28 protein-coding genes and 1 tRNA gene are annotated in these 22,898 nt (G+C 68.9%); 4 read left to right on the plus strand and 25 right to left on the minus strand.

What is annotated here, in order from left to right; genetic code table 11:
* Positions 1-2 precede the first annotated feature (2 nt).
* The 7 genes from LCY71_RS15095 to LCY71_RS15125 form a co-directional block, all read right to left on the minus strand.
* Positions 3-623, minus strand: a complete 621-nt coding sequence (locus tag LCY71_RS15095; RefSeq protein WP_225333971.1) for a J domain-containing protein — start codon at positions 621-623, stop codon at positions 3-5.
* Between the two features lie 69 nt (positions 624-692).
* A complete protein-coding gene (locus LCY71_RS15100; protein WP_225333972.1) occupies positions 693-1,448 on the minus strand; it encodes a proteasome assembly chaperone family protein in 756 nt (251 codons plus the stop codon).
* 4 nt (positions 1,449-1,452) lie between these two features.
* On the minus strand, positions 1,453-1,635 hold the full coding sequence (locus LCY71_RS15105; RefSeq protein ID WP_225333973.1) for an RNA-protein complex protein Nop10: 183 nt from the start codon (positions 1,633-1,635) through the stop codon (positions 1,453-1,455).
* 9 nt (positions 1,636-1,644) lie between these two features.
* The gene (locus LCY71_RS15110) at positions 1,645-2,445 is read right to left on the minus strand and encodes a translation initiation factor IF-2 subunit alpha (protein WP_225333974.1); all 801 of its coding nucleotides are present in this window, start codon (positions 2,443-2,445) and stop codon (positions 1,645-1,647) included.
* On the minus strand, positions 2,442-2,615 hold the full coding sequence (locus tag LCY71_RS15115) for a 30S ribosomal protein S27e (protein WP_225333975.1): 174 nt from the start codon (positions 2,613-2,615) through the stop codon (positions 2,442-2,444). Before LCY71_RS15115 ends, LCY71_RS15110 begins: the two co-directional genes overlap by 4 nt.
* A gap of 2 nt (positions 2,616-2,617) precedes the next feature.
* Positions 2,618-2,896, minus strand: coding sequence for a 50S ribosomal protein L44e (locus LCY71_RS15120; protein WP_225333976.1), 279 nt, complete (start codon positions 2,894-2,896; stop codon positions 2,618-2,620).
* A 64-nt stretch (positions 2,897-2,960) separates the two neighbouring features.
* Positions 2,961-3,185 (minus strand): hypothetical protein, encoded by a 225-nt coding sequence (locus tag LCY71_RS15125; RefSeq protein ID WP_225333977.1) that lies wholly within the window; start codon positions 3,183-3,185, stop codon positions 2,961-2,963.
* Between the two features lie 141 nt (positions 3,186-3,326).
* Here LCY71_RS15125 and LCY71_RS15130 point away from each other — a divergent pair, with 141 nt between their 5' ends.
* Positions 3,327-3,587, plus strand: coding sequence for an HAH_0734 family protein (locus tag LCY71_RS15130; RefSeq protein WP_225333978.1), 261 nt, complete (start codon positions 3,327-3,329; stop codon positions 3,585-3,587).
* 7 nt (positions 3,588-3,594) lie between these two features.
* Here the strand turns inward: LCY71_RS15130 and LCY71_RS15135 are convergent, their stop codons facing one another.
* Complete coding sequence (locus LCY71_RS15135; protein ID WP_225333979.1) at positions 3,595-5,952, minus strand: DUF2298 domain-containing protein; 2,358 nt, start codon at positions 5,950-5,952, stop codon at positions 3,595-3,597.
* 97 nt (positions 5,953-6,049) lie between these two features.
* Here LCY71_RS15135 and LCY71_RS15140 point away from each other — a divergent pair, with 97 nt between their 5' ends.
* The 3 genes from LCY71_RS15140 (at position 6,050) to LCY71_RS15150 (ending at position 7,478) form a co-directional block, all read left to right on the plus strand.
* On the plus strand, positions 6,050-6,817 hold the full coding sequence (locus LCY71_RS15140; protein WP_225333980.1) for a glycosyltransferase: 768 nt from the start codon (positions 6,050-6,052) through the stop codon (positions 6,815-6,817).
* On the plus strand, positions 6,810-7,268 hold the full coding sequence (locus LCY71_RS15145) for a GtrA family protein (protein ID WP_225333981.1): 459 nt from the start codon (positions 6,810-6,812) through the stop codon (positions 7,266-7,268). The genes LCY71_RS15140 and LCY71_RS15145 overlap by 8 nt, the downstream gene beginning before the upstream one ends.
* Positions 7,269-7,403: 135 nt before the next feature.
* A tRNA-Met gene (locus tag LCY71_RS15150) sits at positions 7,404-7,478 on the plus strand.
* A gap of 352 nt (positions 7,479-7,830) precedes the next feature.
* Here the strand turns inward: LCY71_RS15150 and hpt are convergent.
* The 17 genes from hpt to coaBC all read right to left on the minus strand — a co-directional run bounded on the left by hpt (position 7,831) and on the right by coaBC (position 22,888).
* Entirely contained in the window at positions 7,831-8,400 is a 570-nt protein-coding gene (hpt, locus tag LCY71_RS15155) for a hypoxanthine/guanine phosphoribosyltransferase (RefSeq protein ID WP_225333982.1), read from the minus strand.
* 44 nt (positions 8,401-8,444) lie between these two features.
* A complete protein-coding gene (locus LCY71_RS15160) occupies positions 8,445-10,352 on the minus strand; it encodes a hypothetical protein (RefSeq protein ID WP_225333983.1) in 1,908 nt (635 codons plus the stop codon).
* Positions 10,349-10,837: a hypothetical protein gene (locus tag LCY71_RS15165; RefSeq protein ID WP_225333984.1), complete on the minus strand. Its 489-nt coding sequence runs from the start codon at positions 10,835-10,837 to the stop codon at positions 10,349-10,351. The genes LCY71_RS15160 and LCY71_RS15165 overlap by 4 nt, the downstream gene beginning before the upstream one ends.
* 88 nt (positions 10,838-10,925) lie before the next feature.
* Positions 10,926-11,429 (minus strand): type IV pilin domain-containing protein, encoded by a 504-nt coding sequence (locus LCY71_RS15170; protein WP_225333985.1) that lies wholly within the window; start codon positions 11,427-11,429, stop codon positions 10,926-10,928.
* Positions 11,430-11,573: 144 nt separating this feature from the next.
* Positions 11,574-12,017 (minus strand): type IV pilin domain-containing protein, encoded by a 444-nt coding sequence (locus tag LCY71_RS15175; protein ID WP_225335927.1) that lies wholly within the window; start codon positions 12,015-12,017, stop codon positions 11,574-11,576.
* Positions 12,018-12,271: 254 nt separating this feature from the next.
* Positions 12,272-12,850: a DUF7344 domain-containing protein gene (locus LCY71_RS15180; RefSeq protein ID WP_225333986.1), complete on the minus strand. Its 579-nt coding sequence runs from the start codon at positions 12,848-12,850 to the stop codon at positions 12,272-12,274.
* A gap of 123 nt (positions 12,851-12,973) precedes the next feature.
* On the minus strand, positions 12,974-13,414 hold the full coding sequence (locus LCY71_RS15185) for a type IV pilin domain-containing protein (protein WP_225335928.1): 441 nt from the start codon (positions 13,412-13,414) through the stop codon (positions 12,974-12,976).
* A gap of 136 nt (positions 13,415-13,550) precedes the next feature.
* A complete protein-coding gene (locus tag LCY71_RS15190; protein ID WP_225333987.1) occupies positions 13,551-15,332 on the minus strand; it encodes a Na(+)/H(+) antiporter subunit D in 1,782 nt (593 codons plus the stop codon).
* A complete protein-coding gene (locus LCY71_RS15195) occupies positions 15,329-17,005 on the minus strand; it encodes a cation:proton antiporter (RefSeq protein WP_225333988.1) in 1,677 nt (558 codons plus the stop codon). The genes LCY71_RS15190 and LCY71_RS15195 overlap by 4 nt, the downstream gene beginning before the upstream one ends.
* Positions 17,002-18,546 (minus strand): monovalent cation/H+ antiporter subunit D family protein, encoded by a 1,545-nt coding sequence (locus LCY71_RS15200; protein WP_225333989.1) that lies wholly within the window; start codon positions 18,544-18,546, stop codon positions 17,002-17,004. Before LCY71_RS15200 ends, LCY71_RS15195 begins: the two co-directional genes overlap by 4 nt.
* Positions 18,539-18,895: a cation:proton antiporter subunit C gene (locus LCY71_RS15205; protein WP_225333990.1), complete on the minus strand. Its 357-nt coding sequence runs from the start codon at positions 18,893-18,895 to the stop codon at positions 18,539-18,541. The genes LCY71_RS15200 and LCY71_RS15205 overlap by 8 nt, the downstream gene beginning before the upstream one ends.
* Positions 18,892-19,407, minus strand: coding sequence for an MnhB domain-containing protein (locus LCY71_RS15210; protein ID WP_225333991.1), 516 nt, complete (start codon positions 19,405-19,407; stop codon positions 18,892-18,894). Before LCY71_RS15210 ends, LCY71_RS15205 begins: the two co-directional genes overlap by 4 nt.
* Entirely contained in the window at positions 19,404-19,943 is a 540-nt protein-coding gene (locus LCY71_RS15215; protein ID WP_225333992.1) for a DUF4040 domain-containing protein, read from the minus strand. The genes LCY71_RS15210 and LCY71_RS15215 overlap by 4 nt, the downstream gene beginning before the upstream one ends.
* Positions 19,940-20,260, minus strand: a complete 321-nt coding sequence (gene mnhG, locus LCY71_RS15220) for a monovalent cation/H(+) antiporter subunit G (protein WP_225333993.1) — start codon at positions 20,258-20,260, stop codon at positions 19,940-19,942. The genes LCY71_RS15215 and mnhG overlap by 4 nt, the downstream gene beginning before the upstream one ends.
* The gene (locus tag LCY71_RS15225) at positions 20,260-20,535 is read right to left on the minus strand and encodes a cation:proton antiporter (protein WP_225333994.1); all 276 of its coding nucleotides are present in this window, start codon (positions 20,533-20,535) and stop codon (positions 20,260-20,262) included. The genes mnhG and LCY71_RS15225 overlap by 1 nt, the downstream gene beginning before the upstream one ends.
* Entirely contained in the window at positions 20,528-21,637 is a 1,110-nt protein-coding gene (locus LCY71_RS15230; RefSeq protein ID WP_225333995.1) for a monovalent cation/H+ antiporter subunit E, read from the minus strand. The genes LCY71_RS15225 and LCY71_RS15230 overlap by 8 nt, the downstream gene beginning before the upstream one ends.
* A 96-nt stretch (positions 21,638-21,733) precedes the next feature.
* Positions 21,734-22,888, minus strand: coding sequence for a bifunctional phosphopantothenoylcysteine decarboxylase/phosphopantothenate--cysteine ligase CoaBC (coaBC, locus tag LCY71_RS15235; protein WP_225333996.1), 1,155 nt, complete (start codon positions 22,886-22,888; stop codon positions 21,734-21,736).
* Between the last annotated feature and the right edge of the window lie 10 nt (positions 22,889-22,898).

The following is a 22,898-nucleotide window of genomic DNA, read 5'->3' on the forward strand; positions in this document are numbered from 1 at the left end:
CATCAGTCCGCTGGCCGCGCCTCGACGGCGTGGCGCTTGGCGGTCGTGTAGGCCTCGCGGACGCGGCGGAACTCGTCCTCGTCGCCGCCGTGGTCCGGGTGGACCTCCTTGACCTTGCTGCGGTAGGCGGCCTTGACCTCCTCCAGCGTGGCGGACGTGGGCAGCCCCAGCTCCCGGAACGCTGCAGCGGTGGGATGCTCCCGGCGCTCCTCAGTCTCGTCGGGGCCGAAGTCGACCTCGGGCGTCTCGAAGGGCAGGCGGGCGCCGAGCTGGACGCCCGGCATCTCGTGTTCGACCAGGACCGGACGGGTCGCCGAGCGCTCGATCCGGTAGTAGGCGCGGGCGTCGAACGTGATGGCGACGTCCCGCTTCGGGAGGTAGAAGGCGACGTGCTGGCCCTCGACGAAGTGGTCCTCGGCGTACTGCTCGTCGACGGCGTCGAGGTACTCGCGCAGCTCCGCGCGGCGGCGCTTCTCGCCGCCCCGTCGGCCCCGCGCCACGGGGCGACTCGGGAAGTAGCGGACCGCGACGAAGAAGAGGGCCGCAACCACGAGGCTCCCCAGGACGCCGACGCCCACACCTACGAGGAGCCACTCCGGCCACGCACCGGGATCGAGTTGCACGCGCGCCCGTTGGGATGCAGACTGTAAGAATCGTTCGCTCGCTTACGGGACGGCGTAGGCCCGGCGGTATCAACCGATGTAGCGGAGGTCCTCGTCGGAGGTCGTCGGCGACCCCTGCTCCATCTCCTGGATCTTCCGGACGACTTCCTCCATCTCCTCGGCGCGGTCCTCCAGGGAGCCGTAGTCGACATCGAAGCCGACGAGATCCTCGAGGGTCTCCAGCACCGCCTGCGCGCTCTTGGGGTCGACGAGGTAGCCGGACGTCTCGCCCATGAGGCAGGCCGCCGGCAGGTCGCGACGGTCGCTCAGGCCCAGCAGGAGACCGGAGACGCCGACGATGCCGCCGGCGGGCTCGTTCTCGCGGAACTCGACGCCCACGTCTTCGAGGTCCTCGATCAGGTCGTCGGTCGTCGTCGCGCCGACGACGTCGTACTCCTCGATGAGCTCGCCCGTGGGGACGCCGCCCAGCGCGTACACCGTCTCGACGCCGAACTCCTCGGCGACGTCGAGGAAGGTGTCGGTCAGGCCGTAGTGGCCCTCGTTGTCCTGCGCCTGGTGGTCGCCGGTCAGCACGAGCAGGTCTCGGCCCTCCTCGGGCGTGACGGCGTGGAACTCCGCGCAAGCGAGTTGCGTGCGCCCCTCCTCGACGCTCACCTGCGGTGGGAAGTGACGGGAGTAGACGCGCCGCACTAGCTCGCTGTCGAGTTCCTCCAGCAGGTGCTCGGCGGCGAGCTTGCCGACGTGGCCGACGCCGGGCAGGCCCTCGATGAGGACCGGCTCCGAGAGGTCGACCTCCGCGTGAGACTCGATGTCGAACTCGTCCATGGGGCTACTCCCGCTCGCGGCGCTTAAGTGCGCGTCGATACTCGCCGTACGGGTCCGCCGGATTGTACGGGGCCGGGGCGCTGTTGACGGCCTCGGCGCCGCAGTCCGGACAGGACTCGGCGAGCGTGTATACGGGCCGGTCGTGGTTCGATTCCCAGTCGGAACAGACCCTGAGATCGGCCCGCATGGAGAACGGTTACTCCTCTTCCTGCTGGCGCTCGCGGTGGAAGTCCCCGGAGCCGCCGTGCTCGGCGACGACGGCGCGGGCCCGCTCGGCGCTGTCCTCCAGCTCGGACTCGGCGCGCTTGTAGTCGGGCGCCTGCACGCGGATGCGGTACTCGGGCGAGCCGACGTAGGTGACCTCCAGTTGCACTTCTTCGGGCACCTCGCCGTTGCCCTCGGCGGCCTGCAGGGCCTCCTTGATGACCTCGACGCCGTCGCCCTCGGGGCAGGTCAGGTCGACGTAGCCCGAGACGGTGACGTACGGCACCGAGACGTTCTCACGAGCGGTCTCGACGATAGCGTCGACCTCGTCGTCGTCGAGGTCGGTCTCCTCGAGGGCCTCGTGGCCGTGGATGGCGGCCTCCTCGAAGCCGTCGTACATGGAACCGAACTCGGCGAGCAGTTCGTTGGCGATCGCCGCGTACTGCTCGCCGGGGAGGTCCTCGCCGAAGGCCAGTTCCATCCAGTTGTCGGCCTTCTGCTCGTTCTTCCACTCCTGGATCTTCTCCTTGCGCTGGTGGTCGTTGACGTCCTTGATCGAGAGGTTGATCTGCTGGGCGTCCTCGTCGACCTCCAGCACCTTGACGACGACCGTCTGGCCCTCGTTGACGTGGTCGCGGACGTTCTTGATCCACCCGCTGGCGACTTCGGAGATGTGGGTCAGTCCCCGCTTGTCCTCGTACTCCAGCAGGTCGACGAACACGCCGAAGTCCTCGATCTCGTCGACGCGTCCGACCGCGAGTTCGCCCGGTTCGGGCCAGCCGCTGTACTTCATCGCGATTCGACGACCTCGGTGACCTCGCCCTCGATGGCCGCCTGTCCGCCGGTCGGCCGCGCGAGCGTGTGCCCGCAGACGGCGCAGTCGACCTCGGTGGCGGCCTTCTCGAAGAGGGTCTGTTCGTTCTCGCAGTCCGGACAGGTGACGGTGACGAAGTTTCCAGCCATCGTTAGTCAGTCAGCTCCAGTCGACCGGCGCGCCATCCCTCGCGGAGGTGGGCCTTGCCGCAGTCGCTGCAGCGGTACTTGAGGTCCGTCTTCTTGGTGGGCTTGTCGCCCCCGGGCACCTTCGAGAACTTGCCGTCGTTCCCGATGCCCGAGTTGCGCTCGCGCTGGCGGTCGATCCACTTCATGCCCGTCTCGCGTCCGCTGCGGACCTTCTCGACCTCGTGTTCGTTGTGCTCGTTACAGTGGGGACAGTACGTGTTAAACCGGCGTGGCATCTCCATAGATATCGACCTTACGGCGGAGTTAGACACCGCTGCTTAAAACGTCGACGGTTCCCGGTCGATCCTAGGCGAGCTCGGCCACCGCCAGCAGGATCTGGGGCACCACCAGCAGCACCGCTCCGGCGACGATCAGCAGGGCCGGGAGGAGCAACACGCCCGCGTCGGTCAGGAGCCACACCCCCAGGCCGGCCGCCACGAGGAGCAGCCCGAGCAGGCGGAACAGCCAGACGACCGCTCCCTCGAGCCCGGCGTCGGCGACGACGTCGACGACTTCGAGCGCTTCGTCCATCGTAGTGGGACGGTGACACGCCGCCCGGGGTAAGCTTTTTGACGGGCGGTTTCCGCCGCTGCGACGGGCGAGGAATGCATCTGACGGCCTCGGCGGCCGTCGTCCGAAGTCTCTAAGTGCGCCCTGAGACAACCGCCAGGCATGAAGAAGCTGATCATCCACGGGAACCCGGGGATCCGGCGGGGCGCCCGGATCGAGTACGACGGCCAGGAGTACGAGGTCTTCGGGATCAACGTCCAGGGCGAGTGGCACGGGCCCGACCGCCCGCAGCTGTGGTGTACGATCGGCTCCGAGGACGAGCGGGAGACCTACGAGCGGCGCAACTACATCGCACAGCACCTCGACACCGAGGACATCGACGCCGAGGACGTCGCGGTGCTGCGCGAGCGGTCGGACGCGTAGCGCGCCCTCAGGACGACGGCAGCGCCTCGCCGTCGACCCGGTAGATCGTCACGCCGGACCACTCTTCTGCGACCGTCACGCCGTCGAGTTCGCCGACCGTGATCCCGTCGTACCTGGCGCGCTCGGCCGGTCCGACGTAGACGTATTCGACGTCGTACTCCGCCAGTAGCCGGGCCTGCTCGGTCGGGTCGCCCACGTAGATGGTCTCCACGTCCGTCACGCGCTCGTCGTAGACCGTGTCGTTGCGGTACTGGGCCTCGTGCGTCCAGCCGGCGACCGTCGGCAGACCGGTCAGACTCGACGGCGCGCTGGCACCCTTGCCTTCACTGGGGTTCCAGCGGTATCCGGCGGGCGCTGCGGTGACGATGGTCGGCCGCCCCTCGCGCTCGTCGAGCCAGCGGATCGCCGGCGCCTCGTCGGGGTGGCGGACGTCGAGCCAGGCCCGCCCGTCCAGCGTGGGATCGTCCGTGCGCGCGACGTCGGACTGGCTCCCGAAGTGCGCCGAGAGGGCGAGGCCGGCGTACAGCGACGCCGAGACGAGCAGCAGCGCCGCGAACCCGCGGGCGGCCAGCGGACGCCAGCGCCCGGGCGCCGGCGACCACCGACTCGCCACGGCCGCCAGCGCGACGCCGGCGGCGGCGGCCCACAGCACCCACACCTGCATGTAGGTCTTGAACACCGTGTTCATCCGGCCGACGTTCTCCGCGACGAAGACGAACTCCACGAGCGTCACCAGACCGATGCCGCCGACGACGAGGACGCCCTCGAACCCGAGGGTCCCGTCCGATCGGTCGCCGTCGGGCTGCCCTCCGTCTGAGCTGACCGGCTCCACCGCGGCGCCGTCACCCGGGGCGGGTCCGCGCAGGAGCACCCACGCCGTCAGGACGACGGGGACGAACAGGCCGACGGCGGCGAGGTCGACCGAGGCCGCCAGGCCGACGGCGGCGACGGCAAGCAGGGCACCGACGCGGGCCCGGTCCGGGTTCAGCGCGTCGGCCGCCCGGAGGTAGAGGTAGGCCCCGATCGGGGCCAGGAGCGTCCCGTGGACGATCAGCAGTTCGCCGAGCGACGTCCGATCGGGGAGGACCGCGATCTCGCGCCCGCTGGCCGCGCCGAGCCAGAACGGCAGCGACCAGACCAGCCCGAGCGCGAGGACCGCGGCCGCGACGGCCAGGCCGACGCCGAGCCGCGATAGCTCGCGCCGTACGGGGCCGCCGGAGAGGGCCGCCGTCGCCGGCGCTGGTAGCAGCGTCCGCGGGTCGGCCGGTGCGAGCGCGACGGTCAGCATGGCGAGCCCGCCGACGCTCGGGAACGACCAGGTGTTCGTCACCCCTAGCAGCCCGGCCAGCGGCGGGAGGACGCCCATCAGGAGCGCCCGGCGGCGTCGCACCTCGCCCTCCGGCGTCAGGTAGTAGGCGAAGCAGACCGCCGCGACCAGCACGAGAAAGCCCGTGCTCATCATGTGGGCGTGCAGGTCGCCGTTGAGCCACGCGAAGAAGGGGAACTCGTCGATGACGGGCGCGATGGCCGGTTCGAAGGTGACGAAGTCGGACGGGTCGTCCTGGATCACGCGCGAGGCGTCCCAGTAGTGGAACGCGGCCGGTCCCTCCGTCGCGACGCCCTCCAGTTCGACGCCGAGGCGACCGGTGATCCACGCCGTCATCGGGTCCGGCAGGAGCCACAGCACCACCTTCCCGGGCGTCAGGAGGTTGCTCGCGATGCCGACGAGAAAGGCGCCTGCGGCGGCCGCGCGCCGGCGTGACAGCCCGCGCTCCGCGCCGAGGCTCCCGGCCAGCCCGTAGACTGCGGTGACCAGCGTCGCGTAGAAACCGGCCAGCGCGAGGTTGTAGGCGAACCGGCCGGCCGTCCCGGTGATCCGGGTCAGCGTCGCCGCGAGCAGGTGGCCGCCGTAGTAGTAGGCGACCGGCTCGCCCGCGAACCACAGGTCCTCCGGCGGGAGCGAGTCGGCCCGCAGGACCGACTTCAGCAGGCCGAAGTCGAGGAACTTCTCGCCCCCGAGCGGGCTGATCGCCGGGTCGACCGCCCGTATCGCGACGAGCAGCAGGAAGGCGACCGAGAAGACCGCCGCCGTCTCGGCGTAGAGCCGCCGGTCGACGCTCGCGCCGCGACTCTTCGCAATCCACGCCAGCCCCACGAGGACGACGACGCCCAGCCACGTGCCCAGCCCGAGCGAGAGGTGGCCCGCGACGTAGGTCACTGTCCAGAGGACGGCCAGTCCCAGCGGGACTGCCACGCCCAGTCCACGGTCGGCGAACCGCGGGAAGACGACGGCTGCGATCGTCCCGCCGAGGTACAGCACGGCCAGATAGAGGATCAGCCAGAGCGCGACGAGACCCAACTCCATGGGCGAACCCACTGCCCGGCGACCCTATACGTCTTGCGACCCGGACCGCTGCTGCGAGTCGAACGGTTTTTACTCGCGCCCGGGGTGGCTCTCACCAATGAGTCGGTCGGTGGGCGTCGTCGTCCCCGCGTTCAGGCCGGACGTCGAGCGGCTGCGGTCCTATGTTCGTCGCCTCGACGAGCGGCTCTCGCCCGCCGCCCTGCGGATCGAACTCGACGACCCGGAGCCCGCTCTCGTCTCCCGCCTCGAGGACCTCCCGGCGACCGTCAACGCCGTGCCGTACCGGCGGGGCAAGGGCGCGGCGATCACCGCGGGATTCGAGGCGCTGGAGACCGACGTCCTCGCTTTCGCCGACGCCGACGGGTCGACCGGTGCCGATTCGCTGGCCGACGTCATCGCACCCGTCCGCGAAGGGCGGGTCGATCTGGCTGTCGGCTCGCGCCGGCACCCCGAGGCCGACGTCCGGGGGCACCAGACGTTCGCCCGGCGCTTCCTCGGCGACGCCTTCGCCTGGCTGGCCGGGCGCCTGCTCGACGCGTCGCTGTACGACTACCAGTGCGGCGCAAAGGCGATCGACGCCGAGGCCTGGTCCGAGGTCCGACAGCACCTCTACGATCCGGGCTTCGCCTGGGACGTAGAGCTGATCGCCATGGCGGCGGCGCTGGACCGCCGGGTCGTCGAGGTCCCCATCGAGTGGGAGGACATGCCCGGCTCGACCGTCTCGCCGGTCAGGACCTCGCTCAAGATGGGCAAGGCCCTGTTCTCGGCACGCCACCGCGCCAAGCGCCTGCGAGACAGCCGCCTCCACGCGGCCATCGCCGCCCGGCGCGACCAACCGACGGCGCTGATCGACAGAGATGAGTAACCGCACCGCCCCGCTCCGGGAACTGCTCTCCGGAGTCCGCTTCGGCAAGTTCGCCTCCGTCGGCGCCGTCGGCGCCGTCTTCGACACGACGACGCTCGTGGCCCTGACCGAGTTCGGCGGCCTCTCGGCCGCCGTCGCCAACGTCGTCAGCATCGAGGTGGCCATCCTCGTGATGTTCGCCATCAACGACACCTGGACGTTCGCCGGCGAGGGCCGCGACGACACGCGCTCGCTCGGCGGGCGCCTCCTGCGGTCGCACTTCGTCCGCGCCGGCGGGTCGACCGTCCAGTACCTCCTGTTCGTCGCCGTCTTCTACGGCGCCACCGTCGACCTCTCGCTGGCCGGTTTCGACCTCTGGCTCGTCGCCGTCAAGGGCGGATCCATCGCCGCCGCCATGCTCGTCAACTACGTCTTCGAGAGCCTGTTCACCTGGCGCGTCCACGAGGAGTGATCCCGCCCGCCTCGTCCCACTGTCGCGAGGGAACCCCTCGATTACGGTCGCTCGGGCGGCTATACTGCACGGGAGGAAGTAACGGACGGCGAGCGAATCACAACCCTTAATCAGGGGGCCGTGATATGAACTGGTAGCGGGATGGGATAGCCAGGAGATTCCGGCGGGCTCATAACCCGTAGATCGGTGGTTCAAATCCACCTCCCGCTATCATTTTGCCGACGCCACAACAAGGAGTGGAGCGACGAGGCTGGCGTCGGCTACTTATCGCCGAGTGGATTTGAACCCTGGAAGACGAGCGGCAGCGAGTCTTCCTCCGGTTCAAATCCACCTCCCGCTACTTCTCAGCACGACAACGCCGTGGAGTTTTATCTCCGCAGTCGCCTCGGTGTGCTGTCACCAGCAGTAGATTTGAAGCAGGAAGTCGCGGTTCCAGCATCTGCGCCGAGCGAAGCGAGGCGCAGTTCACCGCAAGCGCCTCCGGCGCTTGCGGGGGTTTTTCGCCCACGTTTTTGCGAGGGGGGTTCGCGGAGCGAACCCCCTGCAGTAAAAAGGTGGTAGTTCAGCCGTCGCCGTTCTCGTCGACGATGACGACTTCGCCGTCCTCGACGGCGACGTTGATGAGGGTCTTGGCGTCGTAGCCGGCCTCGTCGAGCTTGTTCTCGCCGTCGGCCTTCTTGATGACGCAGACGATGTCGCGGATGTCGGCGCCGATGTCCTCGAGGGCGCCGGTGAGGCCGGCGAGGGTGCCGCCAGTCGAGAGGACGTCGTCGAGGACGAGTACCTTGTCGCCCTCGTAGACGTCGTTGACGTACATCTCGTTCTCGGAGTAGCCGGTGACCTGCGAGAGGGCGACCTCGCCGTCGAGGCCGTACTGGCGCTTGCGGACGACGACGAGAGGGATGTCGGTCATCAGCGAGACGGCGGTGGAGATGTGGATGCCCATCGCGGCGGGGGTGACGATCTTGTCGACGTCCTCCAGTTCGGCCTTGCGGATGATCCGGATGACGATCTCCCGGAGGAGTTCCGGCCGGAGCATGGGGACCCCGTCGCTGATGGGGTGGACGAAGTAGTGGTACCCGTCCTTCTCGATGATCGGGGCCTCGAGCAGGGACTCCTTGAGTCGATCCATGACGGCGGTTGCCCGGGGGGCAACAAAAACCCTCCGTCGCGCGGTCAGGTGACGGAGACGGCTTCGGCGAGGGCCCGTATCGCCGGGAGCACGTGAGCGTTCCCGTGGGTGTAGTATTCGACGACGACGCCGGCGACGAGCAGGGCGGCGGTCGCCGTGGCGAGCGCGAGGAGGACGGCGCCGGCCCGCGACGCTCGCGTCCCGTAGTCGCCGGCGGCCGCCCACAGCGCCAGCGGCGCCGCGGCGGCGAGCGACAGCAGGCCGTGGAGCTGGAGGGCCTCGCCGAGGGTGGGCGACAGCCGGACGAGCGCGACCAGCAGGAGTTGCCCGCCGACGAGCAGGGCCGCCGCGAGCGTCCAGCAGTAGGTCCGCCAGTGGGTCGCCAGCGCGTCGCGGACGGGCGACAGCGTCAGCCCGAGGTAGACGGCGACGGGGAAGACCGGGAACAGGTAGCGGACTGTGAGCTGGGCGTGCAGCGGCAGGCGCGGGAGGTACAGCAGGATCAGCGCCGCGCCGGCCAGCGCCAGGTACGCGTCGTCGGCCTCGACGTCGGCGGGGGCCTCCACTGCGTCCCGCCAGCCGCCGGCCCTCCGGAGCGCCGCGGCGGCGGCCGGCACCGCGGCGACGACGACGGCCAGCAGCGCGACGGACTCCAGCATCGACAGGTCCGCCGTCGCTGCGCCCGTGGATCGCTCGGCGACCCGCTCGACGTGACCGCTCCGGACGAACGTGTGGAACGCGTCCAACGGGGAGCCGAGGAGCGTCTCGACGCCGGCGACGAGGAACCGGACGAACGTCGTCAGCGGTTCGACGGCGGTGCCGGCGAACTCGATCCCCTCGCGGAGCGCCTGGTCCGGCGGCGCCATCCCGGACGCGCCGTCTCTCGGCGTCGCGGGGGACCCGTCTGTCCCCGACGCGCCGGAGCCGGCGGCCCCCGACCCGGCGTCGTCGGCCGCTACGGGTCGGTCTCCGGGGCTCGCGCCGGGGAGCATTCGCGGGACGCGCAGCGGGTGGCCGCCGACGAGGACGTTCGTGACGGCGAAGGGGAGCAGCGACGCGGCGAAGGTCGCTCCGAGGACACCGACGGTCCGCCGGTCGTTCGCGGGCGCGGTGGCGACGTCGACGGCGACGAACGGGACGAAGACCGCCAGCGCCTCCGGCGCGTGGACCCACGCCAGCAGGCCGACGGCGACGTACCCGAGCGCGCGCGCCTCGAGTGCGTGCGGGTCGTCGGCCGCCCGGCTCCGGCGGATGGCGTAGGCCCCTGCCAGTACGACGGCGGCGGTGATCACGTGGCGCTTGGGGACGGTCGCCCACACCGACAGCGGCGTGCCGAGGACGACGGCGACCGTCCCGACGACGGCGGTGCGCCGGCGGTACCGGTCGGCCAGCAGCCGGTAAGCGAAGACGGCGACGAAGGCCGCGGCGACGGTGTGGACCGCCTGCAGGGCCAGCTGGTGGAGCGGCGGGTCCATCGGCGTCGCGAGCGCGACGTTGACGGCGAAGGCCGCCAGCGCGGCGGCGCTCCCGCCGAGGACGAACGTCCGCTCCCGGTCGACGGCCCGCCCGGCGACGACGGCGGTGGCCAGGACCAGCAGCGACCAGACGGCGACCAGCCCGATCCGGATGTCCGTCACCGCCGCGAGGGCGCGCAGCGCCCACAGGAACGGCAGCGCCGCGATCAGCGCCCCGAAGTTCCGCGGATAGAGCCGGCCGTCGACGCTGGAGACGCCCGGCGTGACGATGCCGTCACTGTAGGGCGCCGCCGTCATGTGGAGTCGCCCCTGCTCGACGGCGACCAGCCCGTTGGTCAGCGTGTAGGTGTCGGTGATCAGAAACCCGGCGCGCCAGCAGGCCCAGAACAGGCAGAGGCTCGCGAGGAAGATCGCCAGCCCGACGCGGTCGCCGAACGCGAACCGGACGACGGCGCTCCGAACCCACTCGCCGTTCATCCGACCACCTCGATCACCACGCGCCTCGTCGCGACGGTCCGCTCGTCGGTGCCCGACCGGAGCAGGAGTTCCAGCCTGCCGTCGTAGCGGTCGCAGTCGATCCGCTCGCGGTCGACGGTCCCGCCCTCGAACTGGGCCGCGAACCGTCCCTCGTTGTCGGGCGACAGGATCGACGAGCTGACGCGGGCGTAGTCCAGCGCCGGAACGACCACTCTGTAGGCCAGCACCGGCCGGCCCGTGATCGACGCGAACTCGACGTCCGCGGGCGGGACCGACAGGCGGTACCCCTCGGTCCCGAAGCGGCCGCCCTCGAACGCGACGTCGGCCGGCAGCGTCGCGTTCGCGACGGTGGCCGACCCCTCGCCCAGCCCCGTCGTCGCCTGGGATTGCGTGAAGTCGACGCCGCCGACCAGCGGTCCCGAGGCCAGCGCCGTCGCCACGATGAGGGCTGCGACCCCGTAGACGGCGATGGACTCCGTTTGCATGCCAGTTGCCACGGGGCTACGGGGATAAAAAGCCCTACGCGACGCTCCGGGGTCAGCCGGGCGAAAGAAACTGAAGGAGGTGGGTCAGCTAGGCGTCGGGGCCTTCCCAAGTGCTGAGAGTAGTGCTCTGGCCGGTGTCTTCGTCAACGTAGATGATGCGAACAGTCTCTGTACCCAGTTCGTTATTACTTGTATCAGACGACACCGTCACAGTTGTCCCCGCGGACACCTCACCACTCACCGAAAAGTCGTCTGTAAACTCAAGATCGCTCTCGTAGTTACCTGTGCTTGCATTTGTCCCCCCAGATCCGAGATCTACAGTCCCCTTTATTTTAACCCTCTCAACAGGAAGGTTGTCACCACTGCCGTGGGATATTGTGAGCTGATCGTACGTAGTGCCACTCACAGTGTTATCGTTGGTGAAGTCAAAACTGAAACTCGCCTGCGGCGGGTCCTGTTGCGCCTGATTTCCCATATTTAGCACGAACGATGCGATAACGGCCGCGAGGATGACGGTAATCGCGACCATCAAGATGACGCCGATGACCGGCGACACGGCGTCGTCTCTCTCAAAGAGTTCTTGAATGGGCATTGCAACACAATAAATGGTACAGTTTATATTAAAAATAATAGCAAAGTTTTCTAAATAATATTCGCCAAGGGTTGTTTGAATGGTGGTAAGCGAGGGCTTGAAGCTACTGGACGAAGTGCGAGACGAAAGAGAAGGGGAAATCAGTTACGCGTCCGGTCCTTCCCAGGTGGTCAGGGTCGAGGAGGAACCACCGGATTCAGCTGTGTAGATAATTCGAACAGTAGAATCACTTAGGTCAAGAGGATCCGCATCTGTGACACTTTCATTCAGCTCAGTTGATGTCCCCGCCGTAATTTCTCCTATAAATACATCACTATCTACATTGGCCCCATTCGAGATGGTGGCATTCAGACGCGCTCCATCGATGGTGTCACCACTTTCATGGGTAATTGTCAGATTATCAGTGCCAGTGGCGTTATAATCGAAGTCGAAGCTCGCCGTCGGCGTCGATTGCTGTGCCTGGTCCCCGAGGTTGAGGACGAACGACGCGATGACGGCAGCCAGGATGACCGTGATGGCGACCATCAGGATCACGCCGATGACCGGCGAGACCGCGTCGTCGTCCGTGAACAGTTTCTTGAGATCCATGGTTGGTGTTGTGCGCACACCCACGTCGGTGGACGCCGCCCCTGCCCGGGCAGCGCGCCCCCACCCCGCGGGTGCTACCCATTCCACTCGACCAGGTTCACTTATACCCCGATTACCATTCACCCGGTCAGCGCCCCCTTGAGGAGGGTTCAAGGCGGCGTTGAGGGTGAAAACTAGATGGGCGGTTGACAGCAATGAAATCACAAAACTTGAACCATAAAATAAAGGCTGAAAATAATGCCATCAGCTGTCCGTCACTCGCCGTCGCTCCGGGCCGCGTGCTCGGAGAGGGTGAGCTCCCGACCGAGGAAGGTGTGGTAGGCGGCGGAGACGGTGAGGATGACGGCGAACAGCGTCGCCCAGATTAGCGGCGGGACGACGGTGACGGGGTAGACGTCGGCCCACAGCGTCGCGACGACGGCCAGGTTCACCGCGCCCAGCGAGAGGTAGTACTCCCGCCAGGGAAACTCCTTGCCGGGGACGATCTCCAGATAGACCGTCAGCTCCTCGGTGTACGGCGTCGTGTCGATGACCCCGGCGTCCGAGTCGAACGCGACGATGCCGGCCTCGTCCATCTTCGGCAGGTGGGTCTGCTGGAGCGTCGTGTACACCCGCTTGCGCTGCTTGCCGGAGACGTCCCCCTCGGAGACCTCGTACTCGCGGGCGGCGACGCGGGTCGCGAGGTCACCCAGTTCGACGGGTCCGCCGTGTCGGCGGAGGTACTGCAGGACGTAGCGCCGTCGCTCGTTCTGGAGGACGTCGAATATTTCCCCGTTCGAGAGCGCGCAGCCCTCGCCGCCGACGGACTGGAGCGCGTCAGTCTGGTTACTCATGGCTCCCCCCGAAGCCGGTCGCGTCGACCTCGACCCACGCCATAGTGTTGTGTCGCATCTATCGTCGCACTATATATTCGTAGCGGTACCTTCACTGCGAGAAAAAGGACGCCGCGCGCTCGGTTACGCGTCGGGGCCTTCCCACGTGGCCAGCGTCGCGGAAGAGCCGCCCTCCTGGGGCTCCCAGACGACGCGGACTGTCTGATCCGACTGAACGCCAACTGTGAGGCTGTTTCCAGCAGAGATCACGCTGTCCGCGCCATAGTTGCTGTTTCCGATGCTATCCGACCAAGCACCTTCGTCAGTACTATTAGCACCAGTAACGCGCAGTTCACCGGCGTCAATGTTCTCACCGCCGTCGTGGATGATGGTGAGATCTTGATCACCGCCGTCGTAGTCGAAGCTAAAGCTCGTTTGCGGAGAGGTGTTACTGACCTGATCGCCGAGACCGAGGACGAAGGTGGCGATGACCGCCGCGAGGATGACGGTGATGGCGACCATCAGGATCACCCCGATCACCGGCGAGACCGCGTCGTCGTCCGCGAAGAGTTCCTTGGGATTCATGTGTTGGATCGACACGGACCCACCGCGGACCGCCAGACAGCGATTGGTCGCGGGGGGTCGTGTTCGTATCCTATTGCATCGGATTGGCCTATAAGAAAATACGGATCCGAATACAACGAGTGATAACGAGGGGCGGTTACGAGAGCAAGACGAGAGCCACCGTGACGAAGAGGGCCAGTACCAGAATACTGAATCCGATACCGGCGCGGAGGCGACCGACCGGTTGCTCGTCCCCGGCGGGACGGACCCGCTCGACGACGGTCTCCGGATGGCGGGCCGCGGTCGCGACGGCACCGGCGGTCCGGACGGCCGCGCGGTCGACGGCGGCGTAGGTCTCCGTGACGCCGACGACCAGCGCGCGCGTGCCGTGGAACGTGAGGGGGTTGTAGACGGCGTCGACGTCGATGCCGCCGTGGACGGACGAGAGCGGCTTTTTCACGGCAGCGAAGCCAATCAGCCCCGCCGCGGCCAGCCCCAGGCCCTCGACGATGTGGCCGGTGGTGTACGCGTGATACGGGTGCTCCAGGGTCTCGGCGTGGACGTCGAGCGGGAGCAGGTCGTACAGGGCCCCGGCGTGGACGCCGAAGAGAACGCAGAGGCCGGCGATGGTCAGCATCGCGACGGTCTGGCCGACGTTGGCGTCACGGACTTCGCCCGTCCACTCCTGGCGCAGGAAGGCGTAGTACCCGAACTTGATGAACGACATGAACGTGCCGACGCCACCGAGCAGGAGCAGCGCCTCCAGCCCGCCGTAGCCGGCGACGTGGATCGGATCGTGGAACTCGTAGTGGCTCGCCGAGATGACGATACCCTTGCTGACGAACCCGTTGAAGTACGGGAAGCCGGCGATGGACAGCGCGGCCACGGTGAACGCGACCGCCGTGATCGGCATCTTCCGCGCCAGTCCACCGAGTTCCCCGAGGTCCTCCTCGCCGGTGCGGTAGATGATGACGCCCGCCGTCATGAACAGCAGCGCCTTGTAGAGGATGTGGTTGAAGACGTGCGCGAACGCGCCCGCCGTCCCGAGGATCCCGCCGATGCCGACCCCGGCGATCATGTAGCCGACCTGCGACTGGATGTGGTAGGAGAGCAGCCGGCGCATGTCCTTCTGGAGCAGGGCGTAGAACGCACCGAAGACGGCCATGGTACCGCCCATGTAGGCGATGAGGAGCTGCTCGTCCGGGAACGCGCGGTACATCCCGTAGACGCCGGTCTTGGTGGTGTAGACGCAGAGGAAGACGCTGGCGGCGATGTGCGGCCGCGGGTAGGTGTCCGGTAGCCAGGTGTGCAGGCCGACGAAGCCGACGTTGATGCCGATGCCCAGCGCGGCCAGCACCTGCGGGACGCCGGCAACCATCCCCGCGGCCTCCGGTCCGCCGGGAACGCCTGCGAACAGGAAGGTGCCGACCTCCACGTAGTGCCAGACAATGGCCGCCATCAGCAGGCTCCCGCCGATGCCGTGCAGCAGCGCGTAGCGGAAGCCAGCCCGGACCGCCCGGCCGCCGTAGTGCCACACCAGCAGCGTGCTGGTGATCGCCATCAGCTCCCAGAAGAAGAGCAGCGACAGCCAGTCGCCGGCGAAGACGGCCCCGAAGCTCGTAGCGACGTACGACAGGGCGAAGCCCGTCTGCGTGCTGTCGGCGTCGCTGGCGTAGGAGTACAGTACGGCTGCGGCCCCGATCAGGCCGAAGATCAGTCCCATCAAGCTCGAGAACTGATCGACGTTGAGCAGGACCGCCCTGAACCCGAGGAACGTCGTCTCGAGGTGCGCGCCGTGGGGGACGACCACGGACCACGCCGCGGCCGTCCCGGTGGCGAGGAACCCGAGGGCGTGGCCGACTCTGCGGGGCAGGATCGCCACGAGGACGGCGACCGCCAGCAGCGCCACGACCGGTGGAACGGCAGTCAGCGCGCTCATAGTGCCACCCCCGGGAGCGCCCCGACGACGTCAGTGACGATGTCGAGGAAGACGGCGGCGTCCGGTGCGATTCCGATGATCACGGCGCCGGTCGCGGCCGTCAGGATCGGTCCGAGCATGAACCAGGTGCTCTCGCCGCCCCGCCAGCCGGCCCGCTCCCAGCCGCTGGCGGGCGAGCCGCCGTGATCGAGGTCCTCGTAGCCCTCACCGAGGTGATCGACCTGGTAGGGCTCGTGCTCGTCCGGGACGCCGGCGTCCTCCGAGGTGTCGTCCTCGCCGCCGTCGGGAACGATCTCGCGGCCGCCGAAGGGTGCCTCGATCAGGGGCTTTGCGTCGTGGTCCGCCGCGCTCTCGAAGTACGCCTGGTAGACGATGGGCCAGAAGTACGCGATGTTGAGGACGCCGGAGACCAGCAGGGCGGCCGCGAAGACGACTCCGCCGCCCTGGACGGCGCCGATGAGGATGTACCACTTGCTGACGAAACCGGCCAGCAGCGGGATGCCGGCCATCCCCGCCGAGGCGACGGCGAAGGCGGCCATCGTCAGCGGCATCCGCTTGCCGATGCCGGCCATGTCGCTGATGTCGTCGGTGTGGGTCTCGACGTGGATGGCGCCGGCGCAGAAGAACAGGGTGAGCTTCATGAACGCGTGGGCGGGGATGTGCAGCAGGCCGCCGATCAGCGCCTCGCCCCGCAGCAGCGCCAGCCCGAGCACGATGTAAGAGAGCTGGCTGACCGTCGAGTAGGCCAGTCGGCGCTTGAGGTTGTCCTTGCGAAGCGCGATGACGCTGGCGGTCAGCAGCGTGAACGTGGCGACGACGGCCAGCGGCAGCCCGACACCCAGGTCGGCCATCAGGTCGGTGCCGTAGACGTCCAGGACGACGCGGGCGATGCCGAACACGCCGCTCTTGACGACGGCGACGGCGTGGAGCAGCCCGGAGACGGGCGTCGGCGCGACCATCGCGTCCGGCAGCCAGGAGTGCAGCGGCATCAGCGCCGCCTTCACGCCGAAGCCGGTCGCCAGCAGCGCGAAGGCCAGCCGCGCCATCGCCGGGCTCGCGCTCGCCAGCGCCTCGATGCCGCCGGGCTGGAACGCGGTCGTCCCGGTCAGTGCGAACACGATGACGGTCCCGCCGAGCACGAACACGCCGCCGCCGAAGGTGTAGGCCAGGTACTTGCGACCGGCCCGGCGAGCGGCGTCGGTCTCGTCGTGAGTGACCAGCGGGTAGGTCGCCACGGTCAACAGCTCGTAGAAGACGAACACCGTCAGCAGGTTCGAGGCGAACGCGACGCCCAGGGCGGCGGCCAGGCTCCCCGCGAACGAGGCGAAGTAGCGCGTCTGGGCGTGCTCGTCGAGCCCGCGCATGTAGCCGATCGAGTAGAAGCTCGTGACGATCCACAGGAAGCTCGCCAGCAGACCGAACAGGAGTCCGAGCGCGTCGACCTCGAAGGCGAGCCGGATGCCCGTCGCGAGCTCGCCGAACTCGTAGGAATAGGTGTCCCCGCCGAGCACGCCGGGGACGAGGCTCGCGACGAGGCCGAACTTCGCGAGCGCGGCCGCGATGGTCACGCCCTCCCGCAGGTTCGGCCGCTCCCGCAGTGCGAGGATCAGCGGGATGGCCGACGCGGAGGCGAGCACTGCCAGCAGCGGTCTCAGTGAAGCGACGTCAGTCATGGGTTGAGCAGGTTCTGGATTGCGCCTTCGATCGCGCCCTCGAACGCGGGCACGGCCGGCCCCAGCGCGACGGCCAGGACGGCCGCGGCCACGACGAGAGCGACCATGCCCAGCGAGACGGGGTCCGCGCCGCCGTCAGAGGCCCGCTCTGACGAGGGTCGGCTCGCTTCGCTCGCCTCGCCGCCGTCGGTCACCGTCGGCTCGTGGGCCTCGTCGGCGCCCGCCGGCGGGGTGAAGTACATCCGCTCGACCAGGCGGGCGAAGTACGCCAGCGTCAGGACCGTGCTCGCGAGCAGGACGGCGACCAGCCCCCACGACTCGGCCCGCAGCGCACCGAGCACGATGTACCACTTCCCGACGAACCCGACGCCCGGCGGGACGCCGACCATCGCCAGCGCGAGGACGGCGACGGCGGCGGCGGCGACGGGCGCCCGCGCGGCCAGTCCGTCGTACTCCTCTATCCGCGCGGCGCCGGTCGCCCGGCGGACGATCCCCGACGCGCCGAACAGGCCGCCCTTCATGACCGCGTGGCCGACCAGGTGGACCACGCCGCCGATGACGGCCGCCGGCGTGGCGACGCCGAACCCGCCGACCACGAGGCCGAACTGCGAGACCGACGAGTAGGCGAGCATCCGCTGGACCTCGGACTGGGAGACCGCGAGGACGCTCCCGGCGACGATGCTGACGGCGGCGACGACCGTCAGCGCCGTCTGGGCGGCGGGGACCGCCTCGAAGAAGCGGACGGTGAACACCGAGAACAGCACGCGCGCCAGCGCGTAGGCCGCGACGGTCGAGACCAGCGCGGAGATGAGTACGCTCACCGTGTCGTGGGCCCGCGAGTAGGCGTCGGGCTGCCAGGTGTGGACCGGGTACAGCGCGATCTTGACGGCCAGTCCGCCGACCATCAGCCCGAATGCGGTGACCACGAGCGTCGAGTCGTAGGCGACCTCCGTGCCGAGCAGTTCCGCCAGGTGCGCCATGTTCAGCGTCCCGGTGGCGGTGAGCAGGTACGCCGCGCCGAACAGGTACAGCGAGGCGCCCACCGTCCCGATCAGGAGGTACTTCAGCGCAGCGACGGCGGCGCTCGGGCGGTCGCCGGTCGCGACCAGCCCGTACGCGGCCAGCCCCGTGATCTCCAGGAACACGTAGAGGTTGAACACGTCGCCGGTGACCGTCATGCCCGAGAGACCGGCGACCAGCAGCAGGTACTGACTGTAGAAGGTGTCCGTGTGCGGGCCGGCGCGTCGGGCGTAGGCGAGCACGCCCAGCGCGACGACCGCTACGAGGACGACGACGGCCACGGAGAGCCCGTCGACGACGAGTTCGATCCCGTAGGGGGCCGCGAACCCGCCGACCTCGTAGCTGACAGCGCCGCCGGTGGCGACGGCGACACCCAGCCACGTGGCGAGGCCGGCCTGGACGAGCAGCGTCAGCGCCGCGAGCGGCCAGCCGGTGCGGTCGGCCGCCAGGCCGACCAGCAGCGGCAGGGTGGCGCCGACGATCGGTACGGCGATCAGCAGTACGGGCAGGTGGTCAATCATGGTAGAGTCGCTGGAGCACCTCCTCGTCGAGCGTCCCGTATTCGGAGTAGATCCGGACGATCAGCGCCAGCGCGACCGCAGTCAGTGCCACGCCGACGACGATCGCGGTGAGGATCAGGACGTGAGGCAGCGGGCTGACGTAGACTTCGCCCCCCTCGCCGAGCACCGGCGGCACGCCGCCGTCGACGTAGCCGGTGGTGATCACGAACATGAAGATGCCTGTCTGGAAGACGTTCATCCCGATGACCTTCTTGACGAGGTTGTTCGACTCGACGAGTACGTACAGGCCGATACCCAGCAAGGCGACGACGGCGTAGTAGTTGTAGTGCGTGGCTAGCGTGTCGATCACGACTGATCTCCTCCCTCGATCGCGGCCTCGAAGCCGGCCGCGATGGCGAAAAAGAGGCCGACGATGACGCCGGCGACGACGCCACCGATGGCCAGCTCCACCAGTTCGATGCCGTACTTGCTGGCGTGATAGATACCCAGCACCTCCTCGTAGACGTGGTACTCGAGGAAGGACCCGCCAAGCGCCAGCGTGCCCAGGCCGACCCCGGCGAAGACGAGCACGCCGCCGCCTGCCATCGCGGCGATGGTCCGCCCGGAGAGCCACTCCCTGGTCGACTCGATCCCGAAGGCGAACGCCAGCATCATGATCACCGAGCCGGCGAGGACGCCGCCCTGGAACCCGCCGCCCGGGGAGTCCGCGCCGTGGAACATCACGAACAGGCCGAACGTCAGGACGAACGGCGCTACCACGCGGACGGTGGTCATGATGATGGTGCTCTCGACGTACAGCGCCTGCCGCTCCTCGACCTCCGCGTCCGCGTTCGGATCCGCGGTGACGTCTCGATCGCTCATGCGAACGTCTCCCTCCCGAGGACGGCCAGCGTCGCGACGCCGGCGGTGAACACGACCGTCGCCTCGCCGAGCGTGTCCAGCCCGCGGTAGGCCGCCAGCACCGCGGTCACGGCGTTTCGTACCTCGGTCTCCTCGTAGGCGTTCTCGAGGTAGTACTGCGTCACCTCGCCGCTGGCTACCGGCGCCGACGGGTCGCCGATGGCCGGCAGCGCCGGCACGGTCGCCCCCATCACGAGGACGAACAGGCCCACGACGAGGGCCGTCCGGACGCTGATCCCCTCGAAGCGCTCGTCCTCGTTCGGCCGGACCGTGCTGGCCAGCGCCAGCAGCAGGAGGATCGTCATCACGCCCGCACCGACGGCGGCCTCCGTCAGGCCAACGTCCGGCGCCTGCAGGAACACCCACAGGATCGAGACGCCGAGGCTGTAGGTCGCGAAGGTCACGACCGAGGCCAGCACGTCCTTCAGCAGCGCGGTCCCGAGCGCCGAGGCGAGGATGAACGACAGCAGCACGAGCTCGATCGGTTCGGGGCTCACGACTGGTCACCCCCCTCCGTCTCGGTCCAGGGTTCGATCCCCTGGTCGCGGGCGGCCCGGGTGATGGCGTGGGCCGCCGTCGGGCTGGTCAGGAACACGAACAGCAGCAGCAGCACCACCTTGATAGTCGCGAGCTGGGCCTGGATGGTGACGGCGACGGCGGCGAGCGTCAGGACGGCCCCGAGCGTGTCGCTCTTGGAGGCCGCGTGGGTGCGGGTGTACACGTCCGGGAGCCGCACGAGGCCGACGACGGCGACCAGCCCGAAGAACGCGCCCGCGAGCGCCAGCGCCACCGCCAGCCACGAGAGCGCGTTCATCAGAGGACACCTCCCCGCTCGACGCTGAACTTCGAGATGGCGATCGACAGCAGGAAGTTCAGCAGGGCGTACACGAGCGCCACGTCGAGGAAGACCGGCCGGTCCAGGGCCCCCGAGACCAGCGCGATGGCGATGACTGTGTTCGTCCCGACGACGTTGACCGCAATGACGCGGTCGTGCAGCGTCGGACCGTCGACCACCCGGTACAGCGCTACCAGGGCAAAGCCCACGAAGAGGGCGGCCACGCCCAGGAGGACGGTCCCGTGGCTAGTCATCGACGGCCACCTCCGCCTGCTCGCTCTCGTTCGGTTCGCCGGTCGCCGAGTCGTGGTCGCCGCGCTCGCGCGGGCTCGGGATCCGAGCGGCGGCGCGTCCGTAGAAGACGAACCTGACGGCCCGCTCCAGGCCGCCGTCGATCAGGTCCTCTCTGGCCCCTTCCGTGAGGGTGTGGATCACGAAGGCCTGCTGGGAGACGTCGACGCTCAGCGTGCCCGGCGTGAGCGTGATGCTGTTGGCCAGCGTCGTCACCGCGGCGTCGCCCCACACGGCCGGCCGCAGTTCCACTACGTCCGGATCGATCGGCAGCGACGGGTGCAGGACGACGTAGGCGATCTGGACGTTGGCCTTCGCGATCTCCCAGAGCAGGTACGGCGCGTAGACGGCCAGCCGGGCGAGCCGCCGTCCGAGCTGCGGGATGGACGGCTGGCCCGCGAAGGCGACCGGGCCGAGCAGCAGGGCCGCGATGGCGGCCGTCACCGCCCCGGTCGCGAGGTCGAACCAGTAGGTCGGATCGCCCAGCAGGAGGTAAAACCCCAGCGAGGCGACGAAGACGGTGCCGTACTTCGTGGCCGTGCCCGCGCGGGCCAGGGAGGTCCGCCGCGCCGGTCGATCGACCGGCGCCTCCTCAACCGCGAGGCCGCGCCGCTCCAGTTCGAGTTCGAGCGGCTGGATGATCGGCTCGGTGCCGCCGGGATCGTATTCCGGGTCCAGGATCACCCCGTCCAGGTCCCAGTCGGCCGCGTATCCGGCGAGCGCGTCGGCGTAGTCGCCAGGGGCGAACAGGTACCGGTCGACGCCCACGACGGCCGTCTCGATCGCGAGGTCGGCGCCCTCGTCCCGGTCTTCCTCCGCCCACACCTCGGCCCGCTCGAGGAGGTCCTCCGCCGACGCGACGATGGCGGCGCCGTCCGGGTCGAGGATGCGACCGGTCGCGACGTAGACGAGGTGGACCGCGGGCCCGTCGCCCTCCACGGTGCTCCTGCCCGCATCACTCTCGTCGGGGGCGCCCGTCGCCGCCTCGACAGCGTACGCGACCGTTTCACGCATGGTCACCGAATCGGCCACGGGCACCAGCAGTCGTCGTTCGTGCGTACTCATGAAGTTCCCCATACAGGTGTCTCAGGCGCGTTACAGTTGTCCGAGACGAACCTCGGCGCAGGGATAACGGTTTCGGGATCGGCTGTCGCCTGTCGGTCACGCGAGGCGATCGGCCAGCCGCTGGGCGACGCGCTCGCCCAGGCCAGCCTTGTCCCCCTCGTACTCGCCGACCCCGTCGTCGACCAGCAGGGCGCGCGTCGCGTCGGTACCCATCACGCTCGCGTCGTTGGCCACGACGAAGGCCATGTCCACGCGATCGCGCGTCTCGCGCGCCCGCTCGACGAGCGTCTCGTCGTCGGCCGCCGTCTCGGCCTTGAACCCGATCACGGACAGGCCGGGGTACTCGTCTCGGACCCGATCCACGAGCTTCGGCGTCGGGGTCAGCTCCAGCGTCAGCGACTCCTGCCCCGACTTGATCTTCTCGTCGCGGGCCTCGACGGTGTAGTCCGAGATGGCCGCCGCGGAGACGAGCGCGTCGGCGTCGGCGCAGGCGTCGACCGTCGCCTCGGTCATCTCGGCCGCGCTCTCGACCAGCCGGACGTCGGCGTAGTGAACGTCCGGGCCGTCGTGGACCAGCGTCACGTCCGCGCCCCGGACGTGGCAGGCCCGAGCAACTGCGCGGCCGGTCCGTCCCGACGCGCGGTTCGAGAGCGTCCGGATCGGATCGACCGACTCCGTCGTCGCGCCGCTGGTGACGACGACCGACTCGCCGGCCAGGGACTGCTCCGTCGTCGCTCGGGCCGTCGCTGTCACGATAGCGTCCTCCGTGGCTATCTTGGCTTTCCCCTCCTCAATCCGGGGGTCGACGAACTCGACGCCCCACGACTCGACCCGGTCGATGGCGTCCAGCACGCCGGGGTGGTCGTACATCGGTTCGTGCATCGCCGGCGCGACCACGACCGGCACGTCCGCGCCCAGCGCCGTCGTCGCGCAGGTCGTCACGGGCGTGTCGTCGATCGCGGCCGCCACCTTCCCGACGGTGTTGGCCGTCGCCGGCGCGATCAGGAGGACGTCGGCCCACCCCTCGCGCCCACAGAGGTCGACGTGCTCCACGGCGCCCGTTATCTCGGTGATCGGCTCGTGCCCGGTCGCGAACTGAAGCGCCCACGGGTGGACGATGCCCGTGGCGCTCTCGGTCACCACGGCCCGGACCGACGCGCCCCGCCGACGCAGCTCGTGGGCGAGTTCGACGGTCTTGACCGCCGCGATCGATCCGGTGACTCCGAGCGCCACGTTCACGTCCGAGAGCATGTGCGCCCCC

This window comes from Halomicrobium urmianum, from assembly GCF_020217425.1.
In the GTDB taxonomy this organism is placed as follows: domain Archaea; phylum Halobacteriota; class Halobacteria; order Halobacteriales; family Haloarculaceae; genus Halomicrobium; species Halomicrobium urmianum.

Excerpts from the sequence above, each read along its gene's own strand:
- LCY71_RS15190 (WP_225333987.1), bottom strand. The coding sequence starts at position 15,332 with ATGAGCGCGCTGACTGCCGTTCCACCGGTCGTGGCGCTGCTGGCGGTC.
- LCY71_RS15110 (WP_225333974.1), bottom strand. The coding sequence starts at position 2,445 with ATGAAGTACAGCGGCTGGCCCGAACCGGGCGAACTCGCGGTCGGACGC.
- LCY71_RS15210 (WP_225333991.1), bottom strand. The coding sequence starts at position 19,407 with ATGAGCGATCGAGACGTCACCGCGGATCCGAACGCGGACGCGGAGGTC.
- LCY71_RS15180 (WP_225333986.1), bottom strand. The coding sequence starts at position 12,850 with ATGAGTAACCAGACTGACGCGCTCCAGTCCGTCGGCGGCGAGGGCTGC.
- LCY71_RS15125 (WP_225333977.1), bottom strand. The coding sequence starts at position 3,185 with ATGGACGAAGCGCTCGAAGTCGTCGACGTCGTCGCCGACGCCGGGCTC.
- mnhG (WP_225333993.1), bottom strand. The coding sequence starts at position 20,260 with ATGAACGCGCTCTCGTGGCTGGCGGTGGCGCTGGCGCTCGCGGGCGCG.
- LCY71_RS15115 (WP_225333975.1), bottom strand. The coding sequence starts at position 2,615 with ATGGCTGGAAACTTCGTCACCGTCACCTGTCCGGACTGCGAGAACGAA.
- hpt (WP_225333982.1), bottom strand. The coding sequence starts at position 8,400 with ATGGATCGACTCAAGGAGTCCCTGCTCGAGGCCCCGATCATCGAGAAG.
- LCY71_RS15105 (WP_225333973.1), bottom strand. The coding sequence starts at position 1,635 with ATGCGGGCCGATCTCAGGGTCTGTTCCGACTGGGAATCGAACCACGAC.
- LCY71_RS15175 (WP_225335927.1), bottom strand. The coding sequence starts at position 12,017 with ATGGATCTCAAGAAACTGTTCACGGACGACGACGCGGTCTCGCCGGTC.
- LCY71_RS15165 (WP_225333984.1), bottom strand. The coding sequence starts at position 10,837 with ATGCAAACGGAGTCCATCGCCGTCTACGGGGTCGCAGCCCTCATCGTG.
- LCY71_RS15130 (WP_225333978.1), top strand. The coding sequence starts at position 3,327 with ATGAAGAAGCTGATCATCCACGGGAACCCGGGGATCCGGCGGGGCGCC.
- LCY71_RS15230 (WP_225333995.1), bottom strand. The coding sequence starts at position 21,637 with ATGAGTACGCACGAACGACGACTGCTGGTGCCCGTGGCCGATTCGGTG.
- LCY71_RS15145 (WP_225333981.1), top strand. The coding sequence starts at position 6,810 with ATGAGTAACCGCACCGCCCCGCTCCGGGAACTGCTCTCCGGAGTCCGC.
- coaBC (WP_225333996.1), bottom strand. The coding sequence starts at position 22,888 with ATGCTCTCGGACGTGAACGTGGCGCTCGGAGTCACCGGATCGATCGCG.
- LCY71_RS15100 (WP_225333972.1), bottom strand. The coding sequence starts at position 1,448 with ATGGACGAGTTCGACATCGAGTCTCACGCGGAGGTCGACCTCTCGGAG.
- LCY71_RS15195 (WP_225333988.1), bottom strand. The coding sequence starts at position 17,005 with ATGACTGACGTCGCTTCACTGAGACCGCTGCTGGCAGTGCTCGCCTCC.
- LCY71_RS15160 (WP_225333983.1), bottom strand. The coding sequence starts at position 10,352 with ATGAACGGCGAGTGGGTTCGGAGCGCCGTCGTCCGGTTCGCGTTCGGC.
- LCY71_RS15200 (WP_225333989.1), bottom strand. The coding sequence starts at position 18,546 with ATGATTGACCACCTGCCCGTACTGCTGATCGCCGTACCGATCGTCGGC.
- LCY71_RS15135 (WP_225333979.1), bottom strand. The coding sequence starts at position 5,952 with ATGGAGTTGGGTCTCGTCGCGCTCTGGCTGATCCTCTATCTGGCCGTG.
- LCY71_RS15120 (WP_225333976.1), bottom strand. The coding sequence starts at position 2,896 with ATGGAGATGCCACGCCGGTTTAACACGTACTGTCCCCACTGTAACGAG.
- LCY71_RS15225 (WP_225333994.1), bottom strand. The coding sequence starts at position 20,535 with ATGACTAGCCACGGGACCGTCCTCCTGGGCGTGGCCGCCCTCTTCGTG.
- LCY71_RS15140 (WP_225333980.1), top strand. The coding sequence starts at position 6,050 with ATGAGTCGGTCGGTGGGCGTCGTCGTCCCCGCGTTCAGGCCGGACGTC.
- LCY71_RS15185 (WP_225335928.1), bottom strand. The coding sequence starts at position 13,414 with ATGAATCCCAAGGAACTCTTCGCGGACGACGACGCGGTCTCGCCGGTG.
- LCY71_RS15170 (WP_225333985.1), bottom strand. The coding sequence starts at position 11,429 with ATGCCCATTCAAGAACTCTTTGAGAGAGACGACGCCGTGTCGCCGGTC.